Annotated in this window: 18 protein-coding genes and 2 pseudogenes; 9 read left to right on the forward strand and 11 right to left on the reverse strand. The window is 70.2% G+C overall.

What is annotated here, in order from left to right; genetic code table 11:
* Positions 1–8: 8 nt before the first annotated feature.
* From AB0M87_RS01240 to AB0M87_RS01265, 6 genes are all read right to left on the reverse strand, one after another.
* Positions 9–1,202 (reverse strand): hypothetical protein, encoded by a 1,194-nt coding sequence (locus tag AB0M87_RS01240; protein WP_365849133.1) that lies wholly within the window; start codon positions 1,200–1,202, stop codon positions 9–11.
* A complete protein-coding gene (locus tag AB0M87_RS01245) occupies positions 1,199–2,029 on the reverse strand; it encodes a polysaccharide deacetylase family protein (RefSeq protein WP_365849852.1) in 831 nt (276 codons plus the stop codon). Before AB0M87_RS01245 ends, AB0M87_RS01240 begins: the two co-directional genes overlap by 4 nt.
* Before the next feature lie 190 nt (positions 2,030–2,219).
* Complete coding sequence (locus AB0M87_RS01250) at positions 2,220–2,744, reverse strand: ATP-binding protein (RefSeq protein ID WP_365849134.1); 525 nt, start codon at positions 2,742–2,744, stop codon at positions 2,220–2,222.
* A gap of 221 nt (positions 2,745–2,965) precedes the next feature.
* The gene (locus AB0M87_RS01255; RefSeq protein WP_365849135.1) at positions 2,966–3,733 is read right to left on the reverse strand and encodes an enoyl-CoA hydratase-related protein; all 768 of its coding nucleotides are present in this window, start codon (positions 3,731–3,733) and stop codon (positions 2,966–2,968) included.
* Positions 3,734–3,752: 19 nt separating this feature from the next.
* Positions 3,753–5,015, reverse strand: coding sequence for an Ig-like domain-containing protein (locus AB0M87_RS01260; RefSeq protein ID WP_365849137.1), 1,263 nt, complete (start codon positions 5,013–5,015; stop codon positions 3,753–3,755).
* Between the two features lie 178 nt (positions 5,016–5,193).
* The gene (locus tag AB0M87_RS01265) at positions 5,194–6,372 is read right to left on the reverse strand and encodes an Ig-like domain-containing protein (protein WP_365849138.1); all 1,179 of its coding nucleotides are present in this window, start codon (positions 6,370–6,372) and stop codon (positions 5,194–5,196) included.
* Between the two features lie 204 nt (positions 6,373–6,576).
* On the opposite strand from AB0M87_RS01265, the gene glgX reads away from it, so the two are divergent.
* Positions 6,577–8,817, forward strand: coding sequence for a glycogen debranching protein GlgX (gene glgX, locus AB0M87_RS01270; RefSeq protein ID WP_365849139.1), 2,241 nt, complete (start codon positions 6,577–6,579; stop codon positions 8,815–8,817).
* A gap of 76 nt (positions 8,818–8,893) precedes the next feature.
* Here glgX and AB0M87_RS01275 read toward each other — a convergent pair whose 3' ends face one another.
* The 4 genes from AB0M87_RS01275 to AB0M87_RS01290 form a co-directional block, all read right to left on the reverse strand.
* The gene (locus AB0M87_RS01275; protein ID WP_365849853.1) at positions 8,894–9,553 is read right to left on the reverse strand and encodes a response regulator transcription factor; all 660 of its coding nucleotides are present in this window, start codon (positions 9,551–9,553) and stop codon (positions 8,894–8,896) included.
* Entirely contained in the window at positions 9,546–10,784 is a 1,239-nt protein-coding gene (locus AB0M87_RS01280) for a sensor histidine kinase (protein ID WP_365849854.1), read from the reverse strand. Before AB0M87_RS01280 ends, AB0M87_RS01275 begins: the two co-directional genes overlap by 8 nt.
* 152 nt (positions 10,785–10,936) lie before the next feature.
* The gene (locus AB0M87_RS01285; RefSeq protein ID WP_365849140.1) at positions 10,937–11,716 is read right to left on the reverse strand and encodes an ABC transporter permease; all 780 of its coding nucleotides are present in this window, start codon (positions 11,714–11,716) and stop codon (positions 10,937–10,939) included.
* A complete protein-coding gene (locus AB0M87_RS01290) occupies positions 11,713–12,615 on the reverse strand; it encodes an ABC transporter ATP-binding protein (protein ID WP_365849141.1) in 903 nt (300 codons plus the stop codon). Before AB0M87_RS01290 ends, AB0M87_RS01285 begins: the two co-directional genes overlap by 4 nt.
* A gap of 209 nt (positions 12,616–12,824) precedes the next feature.
* Here AB0M87_RS01290 and AB0M87_RS01295 point away from each other — a divergent pair, with 209 nt between their 5' ends.
* From AB0M87_RS01295 to AB0M87_RS01320, 6 genes are all read left to right on the forward strand, one after another.
* Positions 12,825–14,606, forward strand: a complete 1,782-nt coding sequence (locus AB0M87_RS01295; RefSeq protein ID WP_365849143.1) for an ABC transporter ATP-binding protein — start codon at positions 12,825–12,827, stop codon at positions 14,604–14,606.
* Positions 14,603–16,534, forward strand: a complete 1,932-nt coding sequence (locus AB0M87_RS01300; RefSeq protein ID WP_365849144.1) for an ABC transporter ATP-binding protein — start codon at positions 14,603–14,605, stop codon at positions 16,532–16,534. The genes AB0M87_RS01295 and AB0M87_RS01300 overlap by 4 nt, the downstream gene beginning before the upstream one ends.
* Positions 16,535–16,547: 13 nt before the next feature.
* The gene (locus tag AB0M87_RS01305; RefSeq protein ID WP_365849145.1) at positions 16,548–16,778 is read left to right on the forward strand and encodes a hypothetical protein; all 231 of its coding nucleotides are present in this window, start codon (positions 16,548–16,550) and stop codon (positions 16,776–16,778) included.
* Between the two features lie 164 nt (positions 16,779–16,942).
* The gene (locus AB0M87_RS01310) at positions 16,943–18,970 is read left to right on the forward strand and encodes a M4 family metallopeptidase (protein WP_365849146.1); all 2,028 of its coding nucleotides are present in this window, start codon (positions 16,943–16,945) and stop codon (positions 18,968–18,970) included.
* A gap of 97 nt (positions 18,971–19,067) precedes the next feature.
* A complete protein-coding gene (locus tag AB0M87_RS01315; protein ID WP_365849147.1) occupies positions 19,068–20,747 on the forward strand; it encodes a M4 family metallopeptidase in 1,680 nt (559 codons plus the stop codon).
* A gap of 94 nt (positions 20,748–20,841) precedes the next feature.
* Positions 20,842–21,513 carry a response regulator transcription factor gene (locus AB0M87_RS01320; RefSeq protein WP_365849148.1) on the forward strand — a complete coding sequence of 224 codons (672 nt, stop codon included), beginning with the start codon at positions 20,842–20,844 and terminating at the stop codon, positions 21,511–21,513.
* Positions 21,514–21,585: 72 nt separating this feature from the next.
* Here the strand turns inward: AB0M87_RS01320 and AB0M87_RS01325 are convergent.
* Positions 21,586–22,198, reverse strand: a pseudogene (locus tag AB0M87_RS01325) (lipid II flippase MurJ); the annotation flags it as partial.
* On the opposite strand from AB0M87_RS01325, the gene AB0M87_RS01330 reads away from it, so the two are divergent.
* Both AB0M87_RS01330 and AB0M87_RS01335 read left to right on the forward strand, forming a co-directional pair.
* On the forward strand, positions 22,198–22,587 hold the full coding sequence (locus AB0M87_RS01330) for a hypothetical protein (RefSeq protein WP_365849149.1): 390 nt from the start codon (positions 22,198–22,200) through the stop codon (positions 22,585–22,587). The pseudogene AB0M87_RS01325 and the gene AB0M87_RS01330 overlap by 1 nt on opposite strands.
* Position 22,588: 1 nt before the next feature.
* Positions 22,589–22,702 (forward strand): annotated as a pseudogene (locus AB0M87_RS01335) (hypothetical protein); the annotation flags it as partial.
* Between the last annotated feature and the right edge of the window lie 247 nt (positions 22,703–22,949).

Genomic DNA, 22,949 nt, shown 5'->3' on the forward strand with positions numbered 1-22,949 from the left:
TCGGTCGGTCAGCGGAAGACCCCGGTGTGGCCCAGCGAGTACCGCCCCGGCTGCGGGTACACGGCGAGGCCGTGCGGGCCGTCGCCGACCGGGATACGGGCGAGTTGCTTCCCGGTGGCGGTGTCGATGGCGTACACCTCGGAGTCGTAGCGGCCGGAGAGCCAGAGCACCTTCCCGTCGGCCGAGACCCCGCCCATGTCGGGGCTGCCGCCGTGCGGCAGGATCCATTTCTCGGTGAGCTTGTTCTTCGGGAAGTCGAAGATCGAAATGGTGCCCTCTTCCCGGTTGGAGACGTACATCTCCCGGGAGTCGCGGCTGATGTACAGACCATGCGCGCCCTTGCCGGTGGGCAGCAGCTTCGGGGTGGTGAACGTGTCCCCGTTCAGCACCCACATTCCGTCGGCCTTCATGTCGGCGATGTAGAAGGTCTTGCCGTCCGGCGAGATCTTGACGTCCTGCGGCATCGCACCGTCCAGCGGGAGCTTCTGCTGGCCGATCACCTTCATCTTCTCGGTGTCGACCTTGAGCAACTCGCCGGAGAACTCGCAGGACACGATGAAGTACCGGCCGTCGGCGGAGAAGTCCGCGTGGTTGACGCCGTAGCAGGTGACCGGGACGGTTTTGGCGATCTTCATGGTGTGCGGATCGCGGAAGACGAGTTGACGGTCGAGCGAGGCCATGACGATGGCGTACTTGCCGTTGGGCGTGAAGTAGAGGTTGTACGGGTCGTGGACGTCGACGGGCTTGCCGACCTTGCCGGTGGCGGGGTCGATGGGCGTCAGCGAATTGCCCTTGTCGTTGTTGACCCAGAGCGTCTTCAGGTCCCAGGACGGGACGACGTGCTGCGGCTGGACCCCGACCGGGATGGTGCGGACGACCTTGTAGGTCTTCGGATCGATCACGGTCACCGTGTCGGACTTGGTGTTCGGTACGTAGACCAGGGACGGGAAGTCCTTGACGACCGGCGAGAGCCGGTTCGGCCGGTCGGCGGTGTAGAGGTCCTTCGGGTCGAGCACCGGCGGCATGCCGGGCAGTCCGGCGGGGACCGTCTTCTGTTTGGCTGCCGGCGCCGCGGCCTCGGTGTTCGGGTGCTGCGGGGCGCTTTTCTTCCCCGGCGACCCGCAGGCGGAGAGAGCGGCGAGCAGGACGGCGGAGAGCAGCACCGCGGTGCGCTTTCCGGTGATTGCGGGGACAGGGGTCATGGGGTCAGCAGCTCCGTGGTGGTCACCGCGTGCAGCCCGCGGCGGTCGAGGACGTCGAGCAGGGCAGGCAGCGCGGCAACGGTGTCCGCGTAGCCGAAGTGCAGCGAGACCACGGATCCGTTGCGGACGGCGGTGGTGACGTTGCGGGTGACGGCGGTGGGGCCGGGCGAGGTGTAGTCGAGGGAGTCGACGTCGTACGAGAGGACGTGCGGATAGCCGGCCCGGCCGGCGAGTTGCCGGACGAGCGGGGTCGCGTCCGGGGTGCGGGAGGGGCGGAACCAGCTGCCGATGGAGCCGGTGAGCTTGCGCAGCCGGTCGGCGCAGCCGGTGATCTCGGCGTACGCCTGTTGTTCCCCCATCGTCGAGATGGAGGTGTGGTGAAGGGTGTGGTTGCCGAGATCGTGGCCGCCGTCGAGGATCCGGCGGGCCATCCGCGGATATGCGTCCAGCCAGGTGCCGACCGCGAGCACGGTCACCCGGGCGCCGGCCCGCTCGGCCTCGGCAAGTACGGAGGTGGCGATGGCGGGGTCGCCCTGACCGTGGAAGGTGAGTGCCACCCGGGGGCGGTCGCGGGGGCCGTGGTCGATCTGCACGGGCTGCCCGGCGAACGCGCGGGGCGCGGGAGCGGGCCGGGGGGCGGCGGACTTCGCCGCTCCGGACGGACCGGCGGGCGTTGCGGGAGCGGACGGCGGGGCGGCGGCGGGTCTGCCACCCGAACAGCCCGCGGCGAGAGCCCCGGCGATGGCCGCGCCCGCTCCTGCCCGCAGCGCGCTGCGGCGGTCGATCTCAGTCACCCAACCATTTAAGGGGCGAATAGCCGCAAACATACTGATTGACATGACGAAGGTGCCATACCGGTCATTTTTGCCGGTGCGCCGTCCGCGCTGCCGGTCGGCCGTCTCAGAGCCTGTCGCAAGGCGCCGAAGCGTCCTCGGTGGGGCGCCCGTGGCCTTTTGGGGCCTGGGGGAAGTGCGTGCCAGGTTTCGGGCGCCGGACCGGAGGTCGCCCGACAGGCCCTCAGGAAGGCTGGCGGTCCGCGATGCGCATCTCGAACCAGGTGTCCTTGCCGCGGGGCAGCAGGTCCACTCCCCAGCGGTCGGAGAGCTTTTCCACCAGGAAGAGGCCGCGGCCGCTGGTGTCCATCGGGCGCACCGGCATCAGACACGGCAGCCCGCGGGAGGGATCGCGCACCTCGATCCGAATCCAGCCACGGCGGCGCAGCATGCGCAGTCCGAAGACGCGGGCGCCGGTGTGCCGGACGGCGTTACCGACGAGTTCCGAGACGAGCAGCACGGCATGTTCGGTGATCTGTGGGGAGAGCCCCCACTGACGGAGCAGGACGCATTGGGCGAGCCGGCGCGCGGTGGCCGCGGACTCCGGGCGGGACGGCAGACGAACCTCGCCCTCGGCGGGATTGCCGAACAACTCGAGCGCCTTGAGGCCCTGTTCGTCCTCGGCAATGGGTAACCACCGCGAAGCGTTCGCGGCAGCGCGCTGCCGCGGTTGCTCCACGCCCTCCAGACCCGCCATGCCCCCCATCATGGCCGCCCGGAGCGCCTTCCGGGGCCGTTCCCGGGTAATCCACGACCGGGAATCCGGCGGGCACTCCCCCCGGGTTGGCATATGCCTAGGGCAGTTCAGCACCCGCTGCAACCGTGTTGAGCTGCGACGACGGCCCGTTCCCGGTCGATCACCGACCGTGGTGATCGACTACGCCTTAAGGTTGCCTTAAGGCGTAGCTAATCCACCCAACCGGTGATCACTCAGCGGAATTTGGCCTTGCCGGGGCCCTCTTCGACGAAGCTGCGCATGCCCGTCTCACGGTCCTCGGTGGCGAACAGACCGGCGAACCAGGTGCGTTCGATCGCGAGCCCGGTGTCGAGGTCCGTCTCCAGGCCCGCGTCGATGGATTCCTTGGCGGCCCGCAGCGCGATGGCCGGGCCCTGCGCGAGGCGTGCGGCCCAGGCGTGCGCTGCTTCGTACACCTCGGCCGGCGGGACGACCCGGTCGACCAGACCGAGAGCCAGCGCCTCGGCCGCCTTCACCTGACGGCCGGTGAAGATCAGGTCCTTGGCCCGGGAAGGACCGACCAGCCGGGAGAGTCGCTGGGTGCCACCCGCTCCGGGGATCAGCCCCAGCAGGATCTCGGGCTGGCCGAGCTTGGCGTTCTCGCCCGCGATCCGGAAGTCCGCGCAGAGCGCCAGTTCGCAGCCGCCGCCCAGCGCGTAGCCGGTCACCGCGGCGACGACCGGCTTGGGGATCCGGGCCACCGCGGTGAAGGAGTCCTGCAGGCCCCGGGAGCGTACGACCATGGCCGCATGGTCCATGGCCTGCATTTCCTTGATGTCCGCGCCGGCCGCGAACACCTTCTCGCCGCCGTAGAGCACCACGGCTCGCACGTCGTCACGGCGGGCCGCCTCTTCGGCGAGCTCCCGCAACCGGTCCTGGATGGCGACGTTCAGCGCGTTCAACGGGGGGCGGTCAAGGCGGATGGTGCCGACGCCTTCGGAGACTTCCAGAGTGACTGTCATGCCAGCAGGTTAACTTCCGTTAACGGGTCCAGTCCGCCCAGGACATGTTCCAGCCGTTGAGCCCGTTGTCCGGCGCAATCGTCTTGTCGTGGGAGTTCTTCACGATCAGCACATCGCCGATGATCGACTGGTTGTAGTACCAGGCGGCCGGCGTCTGCTTGCTCCAACCGCCCCGCACATCGTGCAGGCCGATGCAGCCGTGGCTGGTGTTGGCCGCGCCGAAGGTGCCGGTGGACGCCCAGTAGTTGCCGTGCACGAAGGTCCCGGAGTTGGACAGGCGCATCGCGTGCGGCACGTCCTTGATGTCGTACTCGCCCCCGAAACCGACGGTGTCACCGTTCATCCGGGTCACCGCGTACTTCTCGCTGATGACCATCTGGCCGTTGTACGTGGTCGTCGCCGGGGCGCCGGCACTGATCGGGATGGTCCTGATCCGCTTGCCGTCCTTGACGACCTTCATGGTGTGCGCGTCGGCGTCCACCGTGGAGACCATCGACCGGCCGATCGTGAACTTCACCGTTTTGGTCTGCTTGCCGTACACCCCCGGCCGGCCCTCGACCCCGTCGAGCGTCAGCTTCACGGTCACCTTGGTGCCGGCCGCCCAGTACTTCTCCGGCCGGAAGTCCAGCCGGTCGTTGCCGAACCAGTGGCCCTCGACCGGTACCGGCGGGTCGGCGGTCACCTTGACGGCGTTCTCGACGTCGTCGGGATGCGTGATGCCGCGGGTGAAGTGGATCGAGACCGGCATGCCGACACCGACGGTGGAACCGTTCTCCGGCGTGTACTGGCCGATGAAGGTGTTCTTCGGGACCAGCGTGGTGAAGGTCGTGTCCTTCGCCGACTCACGGCCCTTGGCGTCCTTGGCGACCGCGTGCACCTTGAACCTGGTGGCCGCGGGCAGATGCTGGAGCGGCTCCCAGCTGAGTCCGCCGGGCGCGATCCGGCCGTCGACCTTGTTGCCCTTGGCGTCCTGGACGCTGACCGCGGTCAGCTTGCCCTGGTCCGCGGTCACCTTCAGCGCACCGCTGGTGGCGACCGAGTCCGCGCCGTCCTTCGGCGCGACCGTCACCACCGCCTCCGAGGCCGCGGTGTCCTCCGCCGTCCGGCCCGAGCCCGGCTTCGTCTTGCCCCCGCCGCTCTCCGCGCTGCCGCTCCCGCCGCACGCGCCGACCAGCAGCAGCATCGCCACCAGGAGCAGCGCCGGCAGTCCGGAACCGCCGTGCTGCCGGTACTTCCGCTGCCGCCCACCGGCCGATGTCCCCGGTATCGGTCGCCCGTTCAAGATGGTGGTCTCCCCTCGCGCACGGCCCGGCCCCGCCGAAGCACGTACCCCCCGCGCGCGGGTTCCGCGCGCCTGCGCCAGACAATCACACCGCAGGCGTCCGCGGGCCCCCGGATATGTCACCGTTCCGTCCCAACTCGGCGGCACCTGCGCAGGTCATGCGGGTCGGGCAAGCTTCTCAGTGGCCGAGCGCCGAACCGGCCTGCCATCGGGCCCAGTCGAGGTTCCAGCCGCCGAGGCCGTTGTCCGGGGCGACCTGTCGGTCGTGGGAGTTGACCACCTCGACCACATCGCCGATCAGCGCCTGGTCGTAGAACCAGCCGGCCGGGGAGTGCGGACTGCCGCCCCGCGCATCGCGCAGGCCGACGCAGCCGTGGCTGGTGTTCGTGGTGCCGAACACGTCCGGCGGCGCCCAGTAGTTGCCGTGCAGGAACGTTCCTGAGCGGGTCAGCCGCAACGCGTGCGGCACGTCCGGGATGTCGTACTCGCCGCCGAAACCGACCGTGCTGCCGTTCATCCTGGTCACCGGGTACTTCTCCGAGATCACCATCTTCCCGTTGTACGTGGTGTGGTCGGGGGCGCCCGCGGTGACCGGCAGCGTGGTCAGCAGTACGCCGTCGCGGTGCACGACCAGGGTGTGTGCCTCCGCGTCGACCAGGGACGTCTGGGAGCGGCCCACGGTGAACCCGACGGTCTTCTGCTGGGTTCCGTACACGCCCGGTGCCACCTTCAGATGGCGCAGCCGCATCGCGACGGTGACCGCCGTGCCGGGTTTCCAGTAGGCGCGCGGGCGGAAGTCGAGCCGGCTCCCGCCGAACCAGTGGCCGGTGACCGGCACCGGCGGACGGGCGGTCACCTTGATGGCGCGCTCCACGGCCGCGCGGCGCTCGCGGCTCCCGACGGGCCGGTTGAAGCGGAAGGACACGATCATTCCGGTGCCGACCGTGGACCGGTTCTCCGGCGTGAAGTAGCCGATGAAGCTCGGCTTGAGGGCACGGGTGGTGAAGCCGGTCCGCCGGGCCACCCGCCGGCTGTGGCCGTCCGTCGCCGTGGCGTCCACCGTGTAGGCGGCACCGCCGACCAGCCGCCCACCGGCCGATCTCCAGCGCAGGCCGTCGTCCGAGATGCTCCCCGGGAGCCGCTGCCTGCGCCCTTTCGTGACTCCGACGACGCTGACCCGCTCCAGTCTGCCCGCGCGCACCGCGACCTCGACGTTCCGGTCCGCGGCGACGCCCTTCTCCCCATCGTCGGGAACCACCCGGATCACCTGTCCGGGCGAACTCTCCTTGGCGCTGTCACCCGTGGTCCCGGAGCTGCAACCGGCCGCCCCGGTCGCCAGAGCCGCCCATGCCAGCATGGCCGCGATGCACGCACCCGTCCGTTTTGCCAGTTTCCTCACAACCTGCTCAACGACCACCCCCTTCCGGGGAAACGTGAGATCGACGTCTGTTGCGGGCAGAACAGAGGGAAGGACCTCACGCCTGGTGCACGAGGGGAGCCGCGGCCGGGACGCCGTGCGCCCTCGTGACGCCGGTCCCGATGAGCCGCAGGAGGCCGACAGGTGTCGAGCGAAGCCGAGCAGGATTCCGTACGGCCCGCCATACCGGCGGCCGTGCAGCAGGCGACCACCGTGGACGTTCCGGCGCCACGGCCCGTGTGGCCCGGCGCGCCGACGCCGCTGGGGGCGCGTTACCGGGTGGGGCCGGACGGGGTCGCGGGCACCAACTTCGCACTGTGGGCGGGCGGTGCTGAATCCGTCGAGCTCTGTCTCTTCGACGAGGACGGCCAGGAGACCCGCTGTGAACTGACCGAGCTGACCCACGAGATCTGGCACGGCTTTCTGCCCGGCGTGCATCCGGGGCAGCGGTACGGCTACCGGGTCGGCGGACGCTGGGACCCGTGGACCGGCGCCCGCTGGAACCCGGCGAAACTGCTGCTCGACCCCTACGCACGCGCCGTGGACGGCGAGTTCTCGCTGCCACCCGCCGTGTACGGGCATGTACGTGACTGGCCGCAGCAGGAGATCGCGGACACCGTACGCGACGAGCGGGATTCCGCCCCGTACGTGCCCAAGGGCGTGGTGGTGCACGACGACGCGCCCGGCGATCCCTGGGAGGACGACCACCGGCCCAAAACCCCCTGGGCGGACACCGTCATCTACGAGCTCCATGTGCGCGGCTTCACCCAACGGCACCCGGGCATCCCTGAGGGGCTGCGGGGCACGTACGCCGGTCTTGCGCACCCCGCGGCGATCGGCCATCTCGTACGGCTCGGTGTGACCGCAGTCGAACTGCTGCCGGTGCACCAGTTCGCGCACGAGGACCATCTGCTGCGGCGCGGACTGAAGAACTACTGGGGCTACAACTCGGTCGGCTACTTCGCCCCGCATGCCGGCTACGCCGCTTCGGGCACCAACGGCCAACAGGTCGGCGAGTTCAAGCGGATGGTGCAGGCCCTGCACGCGGCCGGCATCGAGGTGATCCTGGACGTCGTCTACAACCACACGGCCGAGGCGAGCGAGCTCGGTCCGACGCTGTCGCTGCGGGGTGTCGACAACCGTGGCTACTACCGGTTGCAGGACGACGCACGCCGGTACGCGGACTACACCGGCTGCGGCAACACCCTGCATGTGGTGCAGCCGCAGGTGCTGCGGCTGATCACCGACTCGCTGCGCTACTGGGTCACCGAGATGGGTGTCGACGGTTTCCGCTTCGATCTGGCGGCCGCGCTGGCCAGGTCGTTCCACGACGTCGACATGCTCTCGCCCTTTCTGGCGGTGATCGCGCAGGACCCGGTCCTGCGGCGGGTGAAGCTGATCGCCGAGCCGTGGGACGTGGGCAACGGCGGGTACCAGGTCGGTTCCTTTCCGCCGCTGTGGACCGAGTGGAACGACCGCTACCGGGACGCGGTGCGCGACTTCTGGCGGGGAGCGCTGCCCGACGTACGCGATCTGGGCTACCGGCTCTCCGGATCGAGCGACCTCTACGCCTGGGGCGGCCGCCGCCCGCAGGCCTCCGTCAACTTCATCACCGCTCACGACGGCTTCACGCTGCGCGACCTGGTCTCGTACGACCACAAGCACAACGAGGCCAACGGCGAGGGCAACCGGGACGGCACCAACGACAACCGGTCCTGGAACTCCGGCGCCGAGGGCGAGACCGACGACCCGGACATCGGCGCACTGCGCCGGCGACGACTGCGCTCGCTGCTGACCACGCTGCTGGTGTCGACCGGGGTGCCGATGCTGGTGGCCGGCGACGAGATGGGGCGGACCCAGGGCGGCAACAACAACGCGTACTGCCAGGACAACGAGGTCAGCTGGATCGACTGGTCGCTGCTCGACGAGCCGGGGCCACGGATGCTGCTCGACCTCACCGCGCGGTTGCTCGCGCTGCGCCACGCCCACCCGGTGCTGCGCCGCCGCGCCTTCTTCTCCGGCCGGGCGCAGGCCACGGACGGTCTGCGGGACCTGGCGTGGTTCACCCCGTTCGGCGGCGAGATGACCGAGCGGGACTGGTACACCCCCACGGCCACCCTCGGCGTCTACCTCTCCGGGCGGGACATCCCCGGTCGGGACGACCGGGGCGAGAAGGTGACCGACGACAGCTTTCTGACGATTCTGCACGCGGGCGAGCGGCCGGCGAGTTTCATGCTGCCGGGGGCGCCCTGGGCCGACACCTACGAACTCCTCGTCGACACCTCCCTGGAGGACCAGCGCCGGGCGCCGGGCACCCTGCACCCCGGCGACGCGCCGCTCACCGTGCCGGCGCGGTCGGTGCTGCTGCTGAAGGTCCGGTGCTGAGGTCAGGGGCGGAGGCCGGTTGCTGAGGGTCAGGCGCGAGGCCGGTCGCTGACGTCAGGTCGTCGGCGGCACGGACTCAGCCGAGAATCTTGCGGTCGTACGCCACGGCGACCGCGGCCGCGCGGTCCTTGACGTCCAACTTCCCGTAGATGTGGGTGAGGTGTGTCTTGACCGTCGCCTCGCTGATGAAGAGCTCTCGGGCGATGTCGCGGTTGGATGTGCCCTTGGAGACCAGCAGCAGGACCTCACGCTCCCGGGTGCTCAGCGCGTCGTGGCCGGCCGGCCGGGGGGTGCGGACCCGGGAGACCAGTCGGGAGGCGACCGCCGGGGAGAGCACCGTGCGGCCGGCGGCGGCCGCGCGGACCGCGGTGAAGAGCTCGTCCCGCGGTGCGTCCTTGAGCAGATACCCGGTGGCGCCGGCCTCGATGGCCGGCAGGGTGTCCGAGTCCGTGTCGTACGTCGTCAGGACCAGCACCCTGGCACGGGCGCCCCGGCGGACGAGCTCCGCGATGGCCGCGACTCCGCCGCCGCCGGGCATCCGCAGGTCCATCAGGACCACGTCCGGGTCGAGTTGCTCGGCCAGTTCGACGCCCTGGCCACCGTCGGCGGCCTCGCCGAGCACCTCGAAACCGGGAGCCTCCGCGAACATGCCCCGCAGACCGTCCCTGACCACGGGGTGGTCGTCGATGATCAGCAGCGTGATGCGTTCAGGTCCCGTGACTCCTCCTTCAGGGATGGCGCACCAAAGGTACGCGAGCCGACACCGCTGTGCCGTACCCCGGCTCCGACTCGACCACCACGGTGCCCGCGATCCGCTCGGCCCGCGCGCGCATTCCGCCCAGACCGAATCCGCCGGCGGTGCTGCGCGGGGCCACCGCGAGCGGGTCGAAGCCCTGGCCGTCATCGCGGACGTCGAGCGTCATCTCGTCGTCCATGAAGGAGAGGGTGACGCCGGCCCGGCCCGCCCCGGCGTGCCGAGCGGTGTTGGCGAGTGCCTCCTGGGCGATACGCAGCAGGGTGGCCTCCACCTCGTCGTGCAGCGGTTCGACGGTGCCGGTGACCGTGAGCTCCGCCGGTACGCCTGCCGCCGCCGACCACGCGTCGACGAGCTTCTTCAGGGCTTCGGGGAGGCAGTCGTCGGCCAGGGCGACGGGACTGAGGTTCTGCACCGAGCGGCGGGCCTCGCCCAGACTGTGCCGGGCGAGCTCCTGCGCGCGGGCCAGATGCTCCCGTGCTGTCTCCTGGCCGTTGGCGAGCGACACCACCTCGAGCTGGGTGATGATGCCGGTCAGCCCCTGCGCGATGGTGTCGTGGATCTCGGCGGCCAGCCTCCGGCGCTCGTCCGCGACGCCCGCCTCCCGTGCCTGCACGAGGAGCTGGGCGTGCAGGGCGGCGTTCTCGTCGAGGGCGGCCTGCAGCCGGTCGTTGGTGAGCCCCAGTTCGATGATGGTGGCGGCCTGCACACGGGCCCGCTCGTCCTCCTGGGCGGCGAGATGGCTGAAGACGGTCAGCAGAGCGACGTTGACCGCGAACACCGCTCCGAAAACCACCCAGCCGATGGGCCCGTGCGGCGGCAGGCCGCCCGACTGGGAGCCCGCCATGGTGACCGCACTCGCCAGCAGGCCGATCCGTACCAGCCGGCGGGGCAGCAGCCGCTCGGCCCCGAAGTACCCGACGGCCGCGTAGAAGGCGAAGAACGGATTCAGCCAGGTCAGGGCGAAGGCGACCGCCCAGCGCAGGAAGTAGTAGACGGTGCCCGCGACGGAAGGGCCGGGGCGGGCTGCGCCTGCCGCGCCCCACCAGAGCTGCAGCGCGACCGCGCCGAGGATCAGGCCACCGGTCGCGTACATCCCGCCGACCGTCATGCCGACCAGACGGACGGTCGAGACGGCGACCAGGGTGGCGATCAGGAGAAGTGCGTACGGCCCCCATCTGAAGAACGCCGCCCAGCGCTGCTCGACACCCATGGCGGCGGCCTCCGTGACGCCGGCGGCCCTCTCGAGGCCGGACTGCTGCACGGGGCCGGACTGCTGCACGGGGCCGGCCGCCGCCGGAAAGCGGGCGCCGGGCGGTTCCGGTGTCATGCACCCAGTCTGCCCGGAGCCGAGCACAGCCGTCCTCACTCCCAGCGGAACCAGCGGTTGGCGCCGGCCGACAGGACCACGGCCCACGCGGCGAGCACACCCAGGTGGGCCCAGCCCGGCCAGTCACCGGCGGCGGCCTGGTCGAGGGCCCTGGCCGCCGCGCCGAACGGGGTGAGCTCCACGATGCGGGCGAGCGAGTCGGGCATGGCCTGTACCGGCAGCCAGACTCCCGCCGAGAACATCATCGGGAAGAAGACCACCGAGCCGATCGCGTTGACGACCTTCGAGTTGCGGGACACCGCGGAGACCAGGGCTCCGAGAGCCAGCGCGGCCAGGATCGCCAGGAGCAAGGCGAGTACGTAGCCGAAGGCCTGCCGCGGCAGTGGTACCGCGAAGACGATGCGGCCGACGGCCAACGAGAGCAGCGCGGAGAGCAGCGCAGCCGCGCCGTGCAGTCCCATCTGCGCGCCGAGCAGCGCGTGCGGCCGGACCGGGGTGGTGGACATCCGGCGGAGGATGCCGCGTTCGCGGTAGCCGGTGATCACCGGGGGCATCGCCTGCAGCCCGGCCATGATCATGGTGAGCAGCACGGCGACCGGGACGTAGGCGTCGACCAGCCGTTCGCCGCCGAGCGAGGGATCGTGGTGCCGGAAGGAGGGGATGGAGCCGAGGATCCCCAGCAGTGCGGTGGGGAACACCAGCACCCAGAAGAGGGTGGCGGGTTCGCGGCGGAAGAGCCCGGTCTCGGTCCTCAGCACGGTGGCCGATGCGCCGGCCCTCCGCTGTGCGCCGGCCGGCGCGGTCAGGGTGGTCATGCGGTGGCTCCCGTCAGGTCGAGGAACGCGTCGTCCAGCGTGGCATCGGCCACCCGGAGTTGGTGGGCCGTGATGTGATGCCTGGCCAGCAGGGTGAGCAGCGCGTTGACGGTCTCGTCCGTGCCGTTGATGACGAGCCCGCCGTCCCGCTCCTGCCGGGAGACGACGCCGGGCAGCGCGTCGAGATCGCCGGCGGCCAGCGGCTGCGAGGGAGTGAAGGAGATGACCGTGGAACTCGACGACCGGCGGACCAGGCCGGCCGGGGTGTCGAGGGCCGCGACCCGGCCCTTGTCGATCACCGCGATCCGGTCGCAGAGGCGCTGCGCCTCCTCCATGAAGTGGGTGACCAGCAGGACCGTCACCCCGCTCTCCCGCACCTCCTCGATCAGCTGCCAGGTGTCCCGGCGGGCCCGCGGGTCGAGCCCGGTCGTCAGCTCGTCGAGCACCACCACCTTCGGGCTGCCGATCAGGGCCAGGGCGATGGACAGCCGTTGCTTCTGGCCGCCGGAGAGCTTGGCGAAGCGGGCCTCGGTCCTGTCCGCCAGGCCGAGGCGCTCGACGAGCTGCCGCCAGTCGGCGGGGCTCGGGTAGAAGGAGGAGTAGAGCTCGAGCGCCTCGCGCACCGTGATCTTCGGCTGGAGCTCGCTCTCCTGGAGCTGCGCGCCGAGGATCTTCGCCACCCGTGTGTGGTCGGCGACCGGATCGAATCCGGCCACCCGCACGGTGCCGTCGTCGGGCACCCGCAGTCCGCCGATGCACTCGACGGTTGTCGTCTTCCCGGCGCCGTTCGGCCCGAGAATCCCGAAGATCTCCCCCACCTCGACGGAGAAGGAAACCCCGTCCACGGCGGGTTTGCCGCCGTAGGCCTTCCGCAGTCCGTCCACTTCGATGATTGCCATGCTCACAGACTCGCGGGAAGCGGCGCTCCGCGGCATCGGCCATCGCGCTCGAACCGGCATCAGCCGATCGGTTGATGCCCGGCTACGACCCGCGGCTGCCACGCCTCCCCCCACAAGGCCTGCCGCCGGGACTTCCGCCCGGGAGTGTCGCCTGAAGTGCCGCAAAAGTCAGTGGGCACTGTCAGTGCTGAACCGTAGGCTCGCCATCGATGCCCGAGAAACATGCAGCGACCAAGCACCAGTCCGCAGTCCGTTCCCTGCTGCGGCTGCGGCCGTACGTGCTCCCGGTACGAAGACGGCTGGCCGGCGCGGCGTTCGTCGCGATCCTGGCATCCTGTCTGGGGCTGGTCATCCCGCTGGTGCTGAAGTGGATCGTGGACGGCCCGGTCACCGACCGGGACACCGGCGGCGTCCGGCTCGGCGCGCTGATGCTCTTCGGGCTCGGCATCGCGGAAGCGCTGCTCTTCGGTCTGCGGCGCTGGCTGGTCGCCCGGCCGCTCGCCGGGGTCGAAGCGTCCATGCGTGCCGATCTCTACCGGCATCTGCAGCGGCTCCCGGTGGCTTTCCACGACCGCTGGCCCTCCGGGCAGTTGCTCTCGCGCGGCACCACGGACCTCATGCTGCTCCGCATGTTCCTCGCCTTCCCACTGACGTTCCTCCTGGTCAACGGGGTGACGATCGTGGTCGGGTTCGTCATTCTGCTGGTCCAGCAGTGGTCGCTCGGTCTGGTGTTGCTGGCCCCGGTCGTCCCCCTGGTGATCCTGTGCGAGATCTTTGAGACGAAGTACTCCCAGGTTGCCCGGCGCTCCCAGGACCAGGTCGGCGACCTCACCACGGTGGTCGAGGAGAGCGTGCTCGGCATCCGCATCATCAAGGGCTTCGGCCGCCACCGCAGCCAGGCCCTGGCGTTCCGCGAGCTGTCCGAGGAACTGCGCGCCACCGAGCTGGTCAAAGCCCGTCTGCTGGCGGGCATCTGGGCCCTGATCACCACGATTCCGGAACTGGCGATCGGTGCGGCGCTGGTGCTGGGCACCGTCCAGGTCGCCGACGGTGATCTGTCGGCGGGCACCCTGGTCGCCTTCCTCTCGACGGCGCTGGCCCTGCGGTGGCCGGTGGAGTCGATCGGCTTCCTGCTGGCCATCAGCCAGGACGCGGCCACCGCCACCCAGCGCTACTTCGAGGTGCTGGACGTGGCCGAGGAGTCCGAGCCGGCCGGGCCGGGCCCCGCCGCGGTCCCCGCGGAGGGCAGCGGGCTGCGTTTCGAGGACGTCGCATTCCGCTATCCCGATGCCGCCCCGGACACCCCGCCGGTCCTCGCGGGGATCGATCTGCACATCCGCTCCGGCGAGACACTGGCCCTCGTCGGCGCCACAGGTTCCGGCAAGACCACGCTCACCTCGCTGGTACCGCGGCTGCACGAGATCACCGGCGGCCGGATCACCCTGGACGGCGCGGACATCACCACCATGCCGCGCCGGCAGCTGCGCGAACTGGTGTCGGTGGCCTTCGAGGAACCCACCCTCTTCTCGGCGAGCGTCGGAGAGAACGTACTGATGGGTGATGCGGGAGCCGACGAGGAGGCGCTGCTGCGTGCGCTCTCCACCGCTCAGGCGGACTTCGTACACGAACTGCCGCTCGGCACCGGGACGCAGGTCGGTGAACAGGGGCTGAGTCTGTCGGGCGGCCAGCGTCAGCGACTCGCGCTGGCCCGTGCCGTCGTCGGCCGACCCCGTTTCCTGGTGCTGGACGATCCGCTGTCGGCGCTCGACGTGCACACGGAGGCGCTGGTCGAGGCGGCTCTGCGCCGGGTACTCGCGGAGACCACCGCACTGGTCATCGCGCACCGGCCTTCCACCGTGTTGCTCGCCGACCGCGTCGCCCTGCTGTCCGAGGGACGGATCGCGGCCGTCGGCACCCATCACGACCTGCTGCGCAGCAACGCCGAGTACGCCTGGCTGATGTCCGGCGCCGAAGGGGACGAGACCCGATGACCAGCACTGTCGACGGCCGGCAACCGGTCCCCGAACCCGGGTCGGAGTCCGGCGGCACCGGGCCCGGCACCACGCCCGGGGATGAGGGGACCGACGGCCGGTCCCCCGCCGGAGCCCCGCCCGACGGGTCCGGTGACGACTCGTTCGACAAGGACAAGCTGCCCGCCCCGCCCGGAGCCAGGGGCGCCCTGCTGCGCTCGCTCCTCGCACCGCACCGGACTCTGGTCGTCGTCTCCGCGGTCCTCGTCCTGATCCAACAGGCCGCGGTCCAGGCCGGCCCGCTGCTCGTCGCGTACGCCATCGACCGTGGGGTGCCCGCCTTCCGCCACCACGACAACGGGCCGCTGATCGCGCTCGGTGCCGGTTACCTCGGCTGCGCGCTGGTGTCCGGGGTGTTGCAGTTCTCCTTCGTGCAGGTCTCGGCGCGGGTCAACCAGGGCGCCCTGCTCGACCTCCGCGGCCGGATCTTCCGCCATGCCCAGGCACTGAGCGTGGACTTCCACGAGCGCTACACGTCGGGCCGGCTCATCTCCCGCTCCACCACGGATGTGGAGTCACTGCGCGAGCTGCTCGCCGACGGTCTGCAGGAGCTCATCAATGTGGTGCTCTCGGTCGTCTATATCTGCGCCATGCTGGTCTATCTGGACCTGGGCCTCGGCGCGGTCGCGGTGTTCTCGTTCGTACCGCTTTACGTGCTCATCCGCCGTTACCGCCGCCGCGTCACCGTTGTCTTCGCTCAGCGCTCCACGGCGGTCGCCGCCGTCATCGTGAAGTTCGCCGAGACGATGAACGGCATCAGGCCGGTCCAGGCGTTCCGCCGGGAGCGCACCAACGACACGGAGTTCGAGCGGCTCAACCACCGGCACGAACGGGTCAACGGCGACGGGATGCTGGAGATGGCCCGCTATGTGGTCGGCTCCCGCGTCGTCGCCAACACCTCGGTCGCCGGCATCGTCCTGTGGGGCGCCTACCGGGTGGCAGAAGGCCATCTCGCGCTCGGTGTACTGGCCGCCTCCGTGCTCTACCTGCGCCGCCTGTACGACCCGATCGACCGGCTCGGCATGTTCCTCAACTCCTACCAGTCGGCGGCCGCTTCGCTGGAGAAGATCGCGGGTCTGCTGGCGCAGCAGCCGTCCGTACCCGCCCCGAAGACCCCGCGACCGCTGCCCCCGCTGGAGTCCGAGCACCCGGGCCGCGAAGTGGTCTTCGACGGCGTGCGCTTCGCCTACCGCACCGGGGGCGAGGTGCTGCCGCGCTTCGACCTCACCATCCCGGCCGGCCAGACCGTGGCGGTCGTCGGCTCGACCGGGGCGGGAAAGTCGACGCTCGCCAAGCTGCTGGCCCGTTTCTACGATCCGACCGAGGGCGCGGTCCGCCTCGACGGTGTGCCGCTGGGCCATCTGGAGGTGTCCGAACTGCGGCGTGGGGTGGTGATGGTGACCCAGGAGGCCTTCCTCTTCTCCGGGACGATCGCGGAGAACATCGCCATCGGCCGCCCGGAAGCGACCCGCGGGGAGATCGAGCAGTCCGCGAAGGCGATCGGCGCGCACGACTTCATCAGCGCGCTGCCCGAGGGCTACGACACCGACGTACGCAAGCGGGGCGGTCGGATCTCGGCCGGACAGCGCCAGTTGGTGGCGTTCGCCCGGGCCCTGCTCGCCGACCCCGCCGTGCTGATCCTCGACGAGGCCACCAGCTCACTCGACATCCCGGGCGAGCGGGCCGTGCAGCGTGCCATGGACACGGTGCTGCGCGGACGCACCGCCGTGGTGATCGCGCACCGGCTCTCCACCGTGGAGATCGCCGACCGGGTCCTGGTCATGGCGGACGGCCGGATCATCGAGGACGGGTCCCCCGAGACGCTGATCTCCGGATCCGGACAGTTCGCCGGCCTGCACCGGGCCTGGCGGGAGAGCGTGGTGGGCTGAGACCTCAGCAGCCGTGGCCCGGGCGCCGCGCAGCAGTACGACGGAGAGCACGGCGGCGCCGGCCATCGCCACCGCGGCTCCGACGGCGCTCGTCGCTACCGGCGAGTACCCGCTGCTGAATCCGCTGCAACATTCGCCCACCGAACACGACGACTTCGGGTTCGGTCCGGAAGCCCCCTTCGAGTCCGGGCTCTACCGCATTCTGGACGGGATCACCGTACTCGTCAGCAAACTTCACACATAGCGAACATGACCTTCCGGCCAACGGACGAATTTTGGCCAACTTGTTGACGCGCTCCTGACAGTGGGTCGTCCCGGATGACACTCTCTCCCCGTTCTTCGCACGTGCTTGCTCTGCCGGGGCGGCTCACCAGGCCGCCCTGTCCCCCACCCGCAGAAGGAGTTCGCGTGAGACCCACGCATCGTCGTGCCACCGCCACCGGCGCCCTGATCGCCGCTGCGGCCCTGCTCGCCATCGGCGTCCAGGCCGGCACCGCCTCCGCATCACCCGAGAACGCCGCCGCACCGGCGGTCGGCAGGACGCACACCGGAGCGATACCCGCAAAGCTCTCGCCCGCCCAGCGTGCGGAGTTGATACGCGAGGCCACTGCCACCAAGGCGGCCACCGCGAAGGAACTGGGCCTCAGCACCCATGAGCAGCTCCAGGTCCATGACGTCGTCAAGGACCAGGACGGCACCACACACACCCGGTACGAGCGCACCTACGACGGACTTCCCGTCCTCGGCGGCGACCTGGTCGTCGACGCGTCGAAGACCGGGCAGACCGAGACCGTCACCAAGGCGTCCCGGGCCCAGCTGAAGAATGTGCGGACCACCGCCTCGGTGACGCCGGCCACCGCCGAGAAGTCCGCCCTCAAGGCGGCCGCGGTGCAGGGGTCGAAGAAGACGGCGGCCGACCGGGCACCCCGCAAGGTGGTCTGGCTGGCACAGGGCAAGCCGACGCTCGCCTACGAGACCGTCGTCGGCGGCTTCCAGGACGACGGCACCCCGAGCGAACTCCACGTCATCACCGATGCCGCCACCGGCAAGAAGCTGTACGAGCGGCAGGCCATCGAGACCGGTGTCGGCAACACCGAATACAGCGGGCAGGTCACCCTCGGCACCACCCAGTCGGGGTCGACGTACACGCTCAACGACTCGGCGCGCGGCGGTCACAAGACGTACAACCTGAACCACGGCACCTCCGGCAAGGGCACCCTCTACTCGGGCAGCGACGACGTGTGGGGCAACGGTCTGGCCTCCAACTCGGAGACCGCCGCGGCGGACGCCCACTACGGCGCGGCGGAGACCTGGGACTTCTACAAGAACGTCTTCGGCCGCACCGGCATCGCGGGCGACGGCGTGGCCGCGTACTCCCGGGTCCACTACGGCAACAGCTACGTCAACGCCTTCTGGGACGACAGCTGCTTCTGCATGACCTACGGGGACGGCTCCGGCAACGCCGACCCGCTCACCGCGCTCGACGTGGCCGGCCACGAGATGTCGCACGGGGTCACCGCCGCGACCGCAGGCCTCGACTACAGCGGCGAGTCCGGCGGCCTCAACGAGGCGACCTCCGACATCTTCGGCACGTCGGTCGAGTTCTACGCCAACAACGCCACCGACAAGGGCGACTACCTCATCGGCGAGAAGATCAACATCAACGGCGACGGCACGCCGCTGCGGTACATGGACAAGCCCAGCAAGGACGGCGGCTCCGCCGACTACTGGTCCTCCGGCGTCGGCAACAAGGACGTCCACTACTCCTCGGGCCCGGCCAACCACTTCTTCTACCTGCTCAGCGAGGGCAGCGGCAAGAAGACCATCAACGGGGTCGACTACGACTCGCCCACCTCGGACGGACTGCCCGTCACCGGCATCGGCCGGGACAAGGCCCAGCTGATCTGGTACAAGGCGCTCACCGAGAAGTTCACCTCGACGACGAACTACGCGGCGGCCCGCACCGGAACGCTGGCGGTCGCCAGTGAGCTGTACGGGGCGAGCAGCGCCGAGTACAAGTCCGTCGCGGACGCCTGGGCGGGCATCAACGTCGGTTCCCGGCCCGGCGGCGGCGGCGACCCGGGCTCGGGCACGGTGTTCGAGTCCACCACCCCGCTCGCCATCCCGGACGGCGGCGCGGCGGTCAGCTCGCCCATCTCGGTCACGGGGGTGACGGGCAAGGCGCCCTCCACCCTCAAGGTGGATGTGAACATCACCCACACATACCGCGGCGATCTGGTCATTGACCTGGTCGGTCCGAGTGGGAAAACATACCGCTTGAAGAACTCCAGTTCGTCCGACTCGGCAGACAACGTGGTGGCCCAGTACACGGTCAACGCGTCCACCGAGACGGCCAACGGCACCTGGAAGCTCAAGATCCAGGATGTCTACCGGTACGACAGCGGAAAGCTCAACAGCTGGAAGCTGACGTTCTGATCGCGTCATGAAGGTGTTGGCCCGGGGCGGACCTCCGTCACTCCCGGGCCAACACCCTCACAGGCGGCAGCACTCCACAACTGCATATGTCAAGAGCATGTCACCCGCTTCTCCCCAACCCCCCACCTCTGAAAGGGAAACCCGAGTGACTCGTATATCGCGGTCCCAGCGCATAGCCGGTTCCATAGCTGTCGCGGCGCTGCTCGCCACCGGCGTCAGCACTCTCTCCGCCCCCTCGGCCGGCGCTTCCCCCACAACCGCCACCGTCGGGGCGCAGGCCCTCGCGCTCTCCAGCAACCAGCACGCCGATCTGCTCCGGGCGGCAGCCGCCGGCACCGCGGGCACCGCGGGTGAACTCAGCCTGGGCAGCAAGGAGAAACTGGTCGTCAGAGACGTCATCAAGGACGCCAACGGCACCACGCACACCCGCTACGAGCGCACCTACGACGGACTCCCGGTCCTCGGTGGCGATCTGGTCGTGCACACCGCCAAGTCCGGCTCGGTCAGCGGAGTCACCAAGGCGACGAAGGCCACCATCAAGGTCGCGAGCACCACCGCCGCCGTGAAGCCGGCCGCCGCCCAGCAGAAGGCACTCTCCGCGGCCAAGTCGGCCGGCGCCGACAAGGCCGCGACCGACAACGCTCCCCGCAAGGTCGTCTGGGCCGCCACCGGCAAGCCGACGCTCGCCTACGAGACCGTCATCGGTGGCTTCCAGGACGACGGCACCCCGAGCCAACTGCACGTCGTCACCGACGCGGCGACCGGCAAGAAGCTCTCCCAGTGGCAGGCCGTCAAGACGGGCACCGGCAACAGCGAGTACAGCGGCAAGGTCACCCTCGGCACCACCAAGTCCGGTTCGCAGTACCAGCTCAACGACGCCGCCCGCGGCGGTCACAAGACGTACAACCTGAACCACGGCACCTCCGGCAAGGGCACGCTGTTCACCGACGCCGACGACACCTGGGGCACCGGCACCCCGTCGAACGCCCAGACCGCGGCCGTGGACGCGCACTACGGCGCGGCCGAGACGTGGGACTTCTACAAGAACGTCCTCAAGCGGAACGGCATCGCCGGCAACGGCAAGGCCTCTTACAGCCGCGTCCACTACGGCAACAGCTACGTCAACGCCTTCTGGGACGACAGCTGCTTCTGCATGACGTACGGGGACGGCTCCGGCAACGCCGACCCGCTCACCGCCATCGACGTGGCCGGCCACGAGATGTCACACGGCCTGACGGCCGCCACCGCCAACCTCAACTACACCGGCGAGTCCGGCGGTCTCAACGAGGCGACCTCCGACATCTTCGGCACCGCCGTCGAGTTCTACGCCAACAACGCCTCCGACCCGGGCGACTACCTCATCGGCGAGAAGATCAACATCAACGGCGACGGCACGCCGCTGCGGTACATGGACAAGCCCAGCAAGGACGGCGGCTCCGCCGACTACTGGTCCTCCGGCGTCGGCAACAAGGACGTCCACTACTCCTCGGGCCCGGCCAACCACTTCTTCTACCTGCTCAGCGAGGGCAGCGGCAAGAAGACCATCAACGGCGTCACTTACGACTCCCCCACCTCGAACGGCTCCACGGTCACCGGCATCGGCCGGGACAAGGCCATCCAGATCTGGTACAAGGCCCTGTCGACGTACATGACCTCCACGACCAACTACGCGGCCGCCCGCCAGGCGACCCTGAAGGCGGCCGGCGACCTGTACGGCACGACCAGCACCGAGTACAAGGCGGTCGGCGCCGCCTGGAGCGGGATCAACGTCAAGTAACAGCACCTTCCCGACATGGAGGGCCCCGCCCCGCGCCGGAACCCCGGCGCCCGGCGGGGCCCTCCGCTGTGCCGGCTGCTTCTATTCTGGCCGGATGACAGCCGCGCAAGTACGCGTACTTCTCGCCGACGACGAAGGGCTGATCCGTGCCGGGATCCGGGCGATCCTCGGCGCGGACCCGTCCATCGAGGTCGTGGCCGAGGCGGCTGACGGGCGCGAAGCCGTGCAGCTGACCCTGGAACACCGCCCGGACGTGGCCCTGCTCGACATCCGGATGCCACGTCTGGACGGCCTGCGGGCGGTGGAGGAACTCCGGACCGCCGCGCCCGGCACCGCGCTCGTCATGCTCACCACTTTCTCCGAGGACGAGTACATCGTGCGGGCGCTCGGCTCCGGGGCGAGCGGCTTCCTGCTGAAGTCCGGGGACCCGCGGGAACTGATCGCCGGCGTCCGGGCCGTCGCCGGGGGCGCCGCCTTCCTCTCCCCGGAGGTGGCCCACCGCGTCATCTCGCACCTCGGCACCGGTCGCCTGGCCCGCGCCGCCGACGCCCGTAACCGTCTCGGACAGCTCACCGGACGTGAGCGCGAGGTGGTGGCGCTCGTCGGGTCGGGACTGTCCAACGCGGAGATCGCGGCCCGGCTGTACGTCGTCGAAAGTACGGTCAAGGCACACGTCAGCGCCGTCCTCGGCCGGCTCGGACTCAAGAACCGCGTACAGCTGGCGATTCTGGCCTACGAGGCGGGGATGGTCGACGATGCGCAGTGAGGGCGCAGCACCACGGTGTCGCCGCGTCCCGATGTCACCGCATCACGCTGTCACCAGTCGCCCCAGGGCCACGGCCACGGCCGCGCACAGGGTCAGTCCGGCGTAACTGCGGCACACCCTCCGGCCGTCCAGCCGGCCGCCGAGACGCCGTCGCAGCAGAAACGCGGTGCGCACCAGGCCGACGGCGTACGACACCGCATAGGCGGCGGCCATCCCGGTGACCGCCCAGCGCGCGGGAAGCAGCAGATGGCACCCGGTGGCCAGCACGATGTCGGTCCCGCTGATCCATACGGCTGTCCGGAACGGGGTCCGGGTGTCCCCGAGGGCGTAGAAGCCGCGCAGCAGCAGGTACTGCGCGGAGAGGGATCAGGCCGACGCCGAAGGCCTGCAGCATATGGCCCAGGGGACGGGTGGCCGCGGCGTCGGCTGCGCCGTGCGCGAAGAGCAGCCGGGCCGTCTCCGGGCCGAGCGCGACGAAGAACGCAGCGGGCACGATCACGGACCCGCTGGTCCGCAGGGCACGGGAGAGGTCGTCGCGCAGGTCGTCGATGCGGTGCTCGGCAACTGCCCGGCTCATCCGCGGCAGCAGTGCGGTGACCAGCGAGACGGTGACCACGGCCTGTGGAAGCTGCCACATCGTCTGGGCGTAGCTGTAGGCGGAGGCCCCCACCCCGTCGTCGGGCAGTGCCGCTTGTCGCCCTGCTGCTGGCGGTGGCGCTGAGCCTGACCGTGACGCTCGAGCTGTGGAATCCGTACACCGCGATCGCGCCGGCGGTCTTCGGATATCTGGCCGGCCGGCGGTCGGTGCTCGCCCGGCCCGGACTTCTCACCTTCGCCGCGATGGCGGTGGTTTGTCTGCTGCTGACCCTGGTGGCAGGCCGGGGACTGTGGACCTGGCTCAGCCAGTTGGCCACCCTGGCCTTCGCGGTCGGCGTCCCGTGGCTGGTCGGCCGGTATGTGCGCGTACACCCAACTCGTCGACACCGGCTGGCTGCTGGCCGACCGATTGGAGCGGGAGCAGCACGAGGCGGCCGACCGGGCGCGGCTGGGCGAGCGGTCTCGGATCGCCGGTGACATGCACGATTCCCTCGGCCATGCACTCTCGTTGATCGCGGTCCGGGCGGCTGCCCTGGAGATCGACGCCACTCTGGGCGAGCGGCAACAGGACGCGGCGCGGGAGCTCCGCGTCGCGGCCGCCGACGCCACCGCCCGACTGCGTGACGTCATCGGGGTACTGCGGGAGAACGACGAGGCGGCGCCCACCGGGCCGATCGGCGAGTCGGTGGCGGAACAGGTGAAGCGGGCCGCGCAGTCGGGCATGGAAGTGCAGCTGAACGGCGAGGGCTCGCCGACGGGCCTGGCCCCGATGACCGAACGCGCGGTGCACCGGACCGTTCAGGAGACGCTGACCAACGCGGCGAAGCACGCACCGGGGG

Source organism: Streptomyces sp. NPDC051320 (genome assembly GCF_040682175.1).
Classification (GTDB): Bacteria; Actinomycetota; Actinomycetes; order Streptomycetales; family Streptomycetaceae; genus Streptomyces.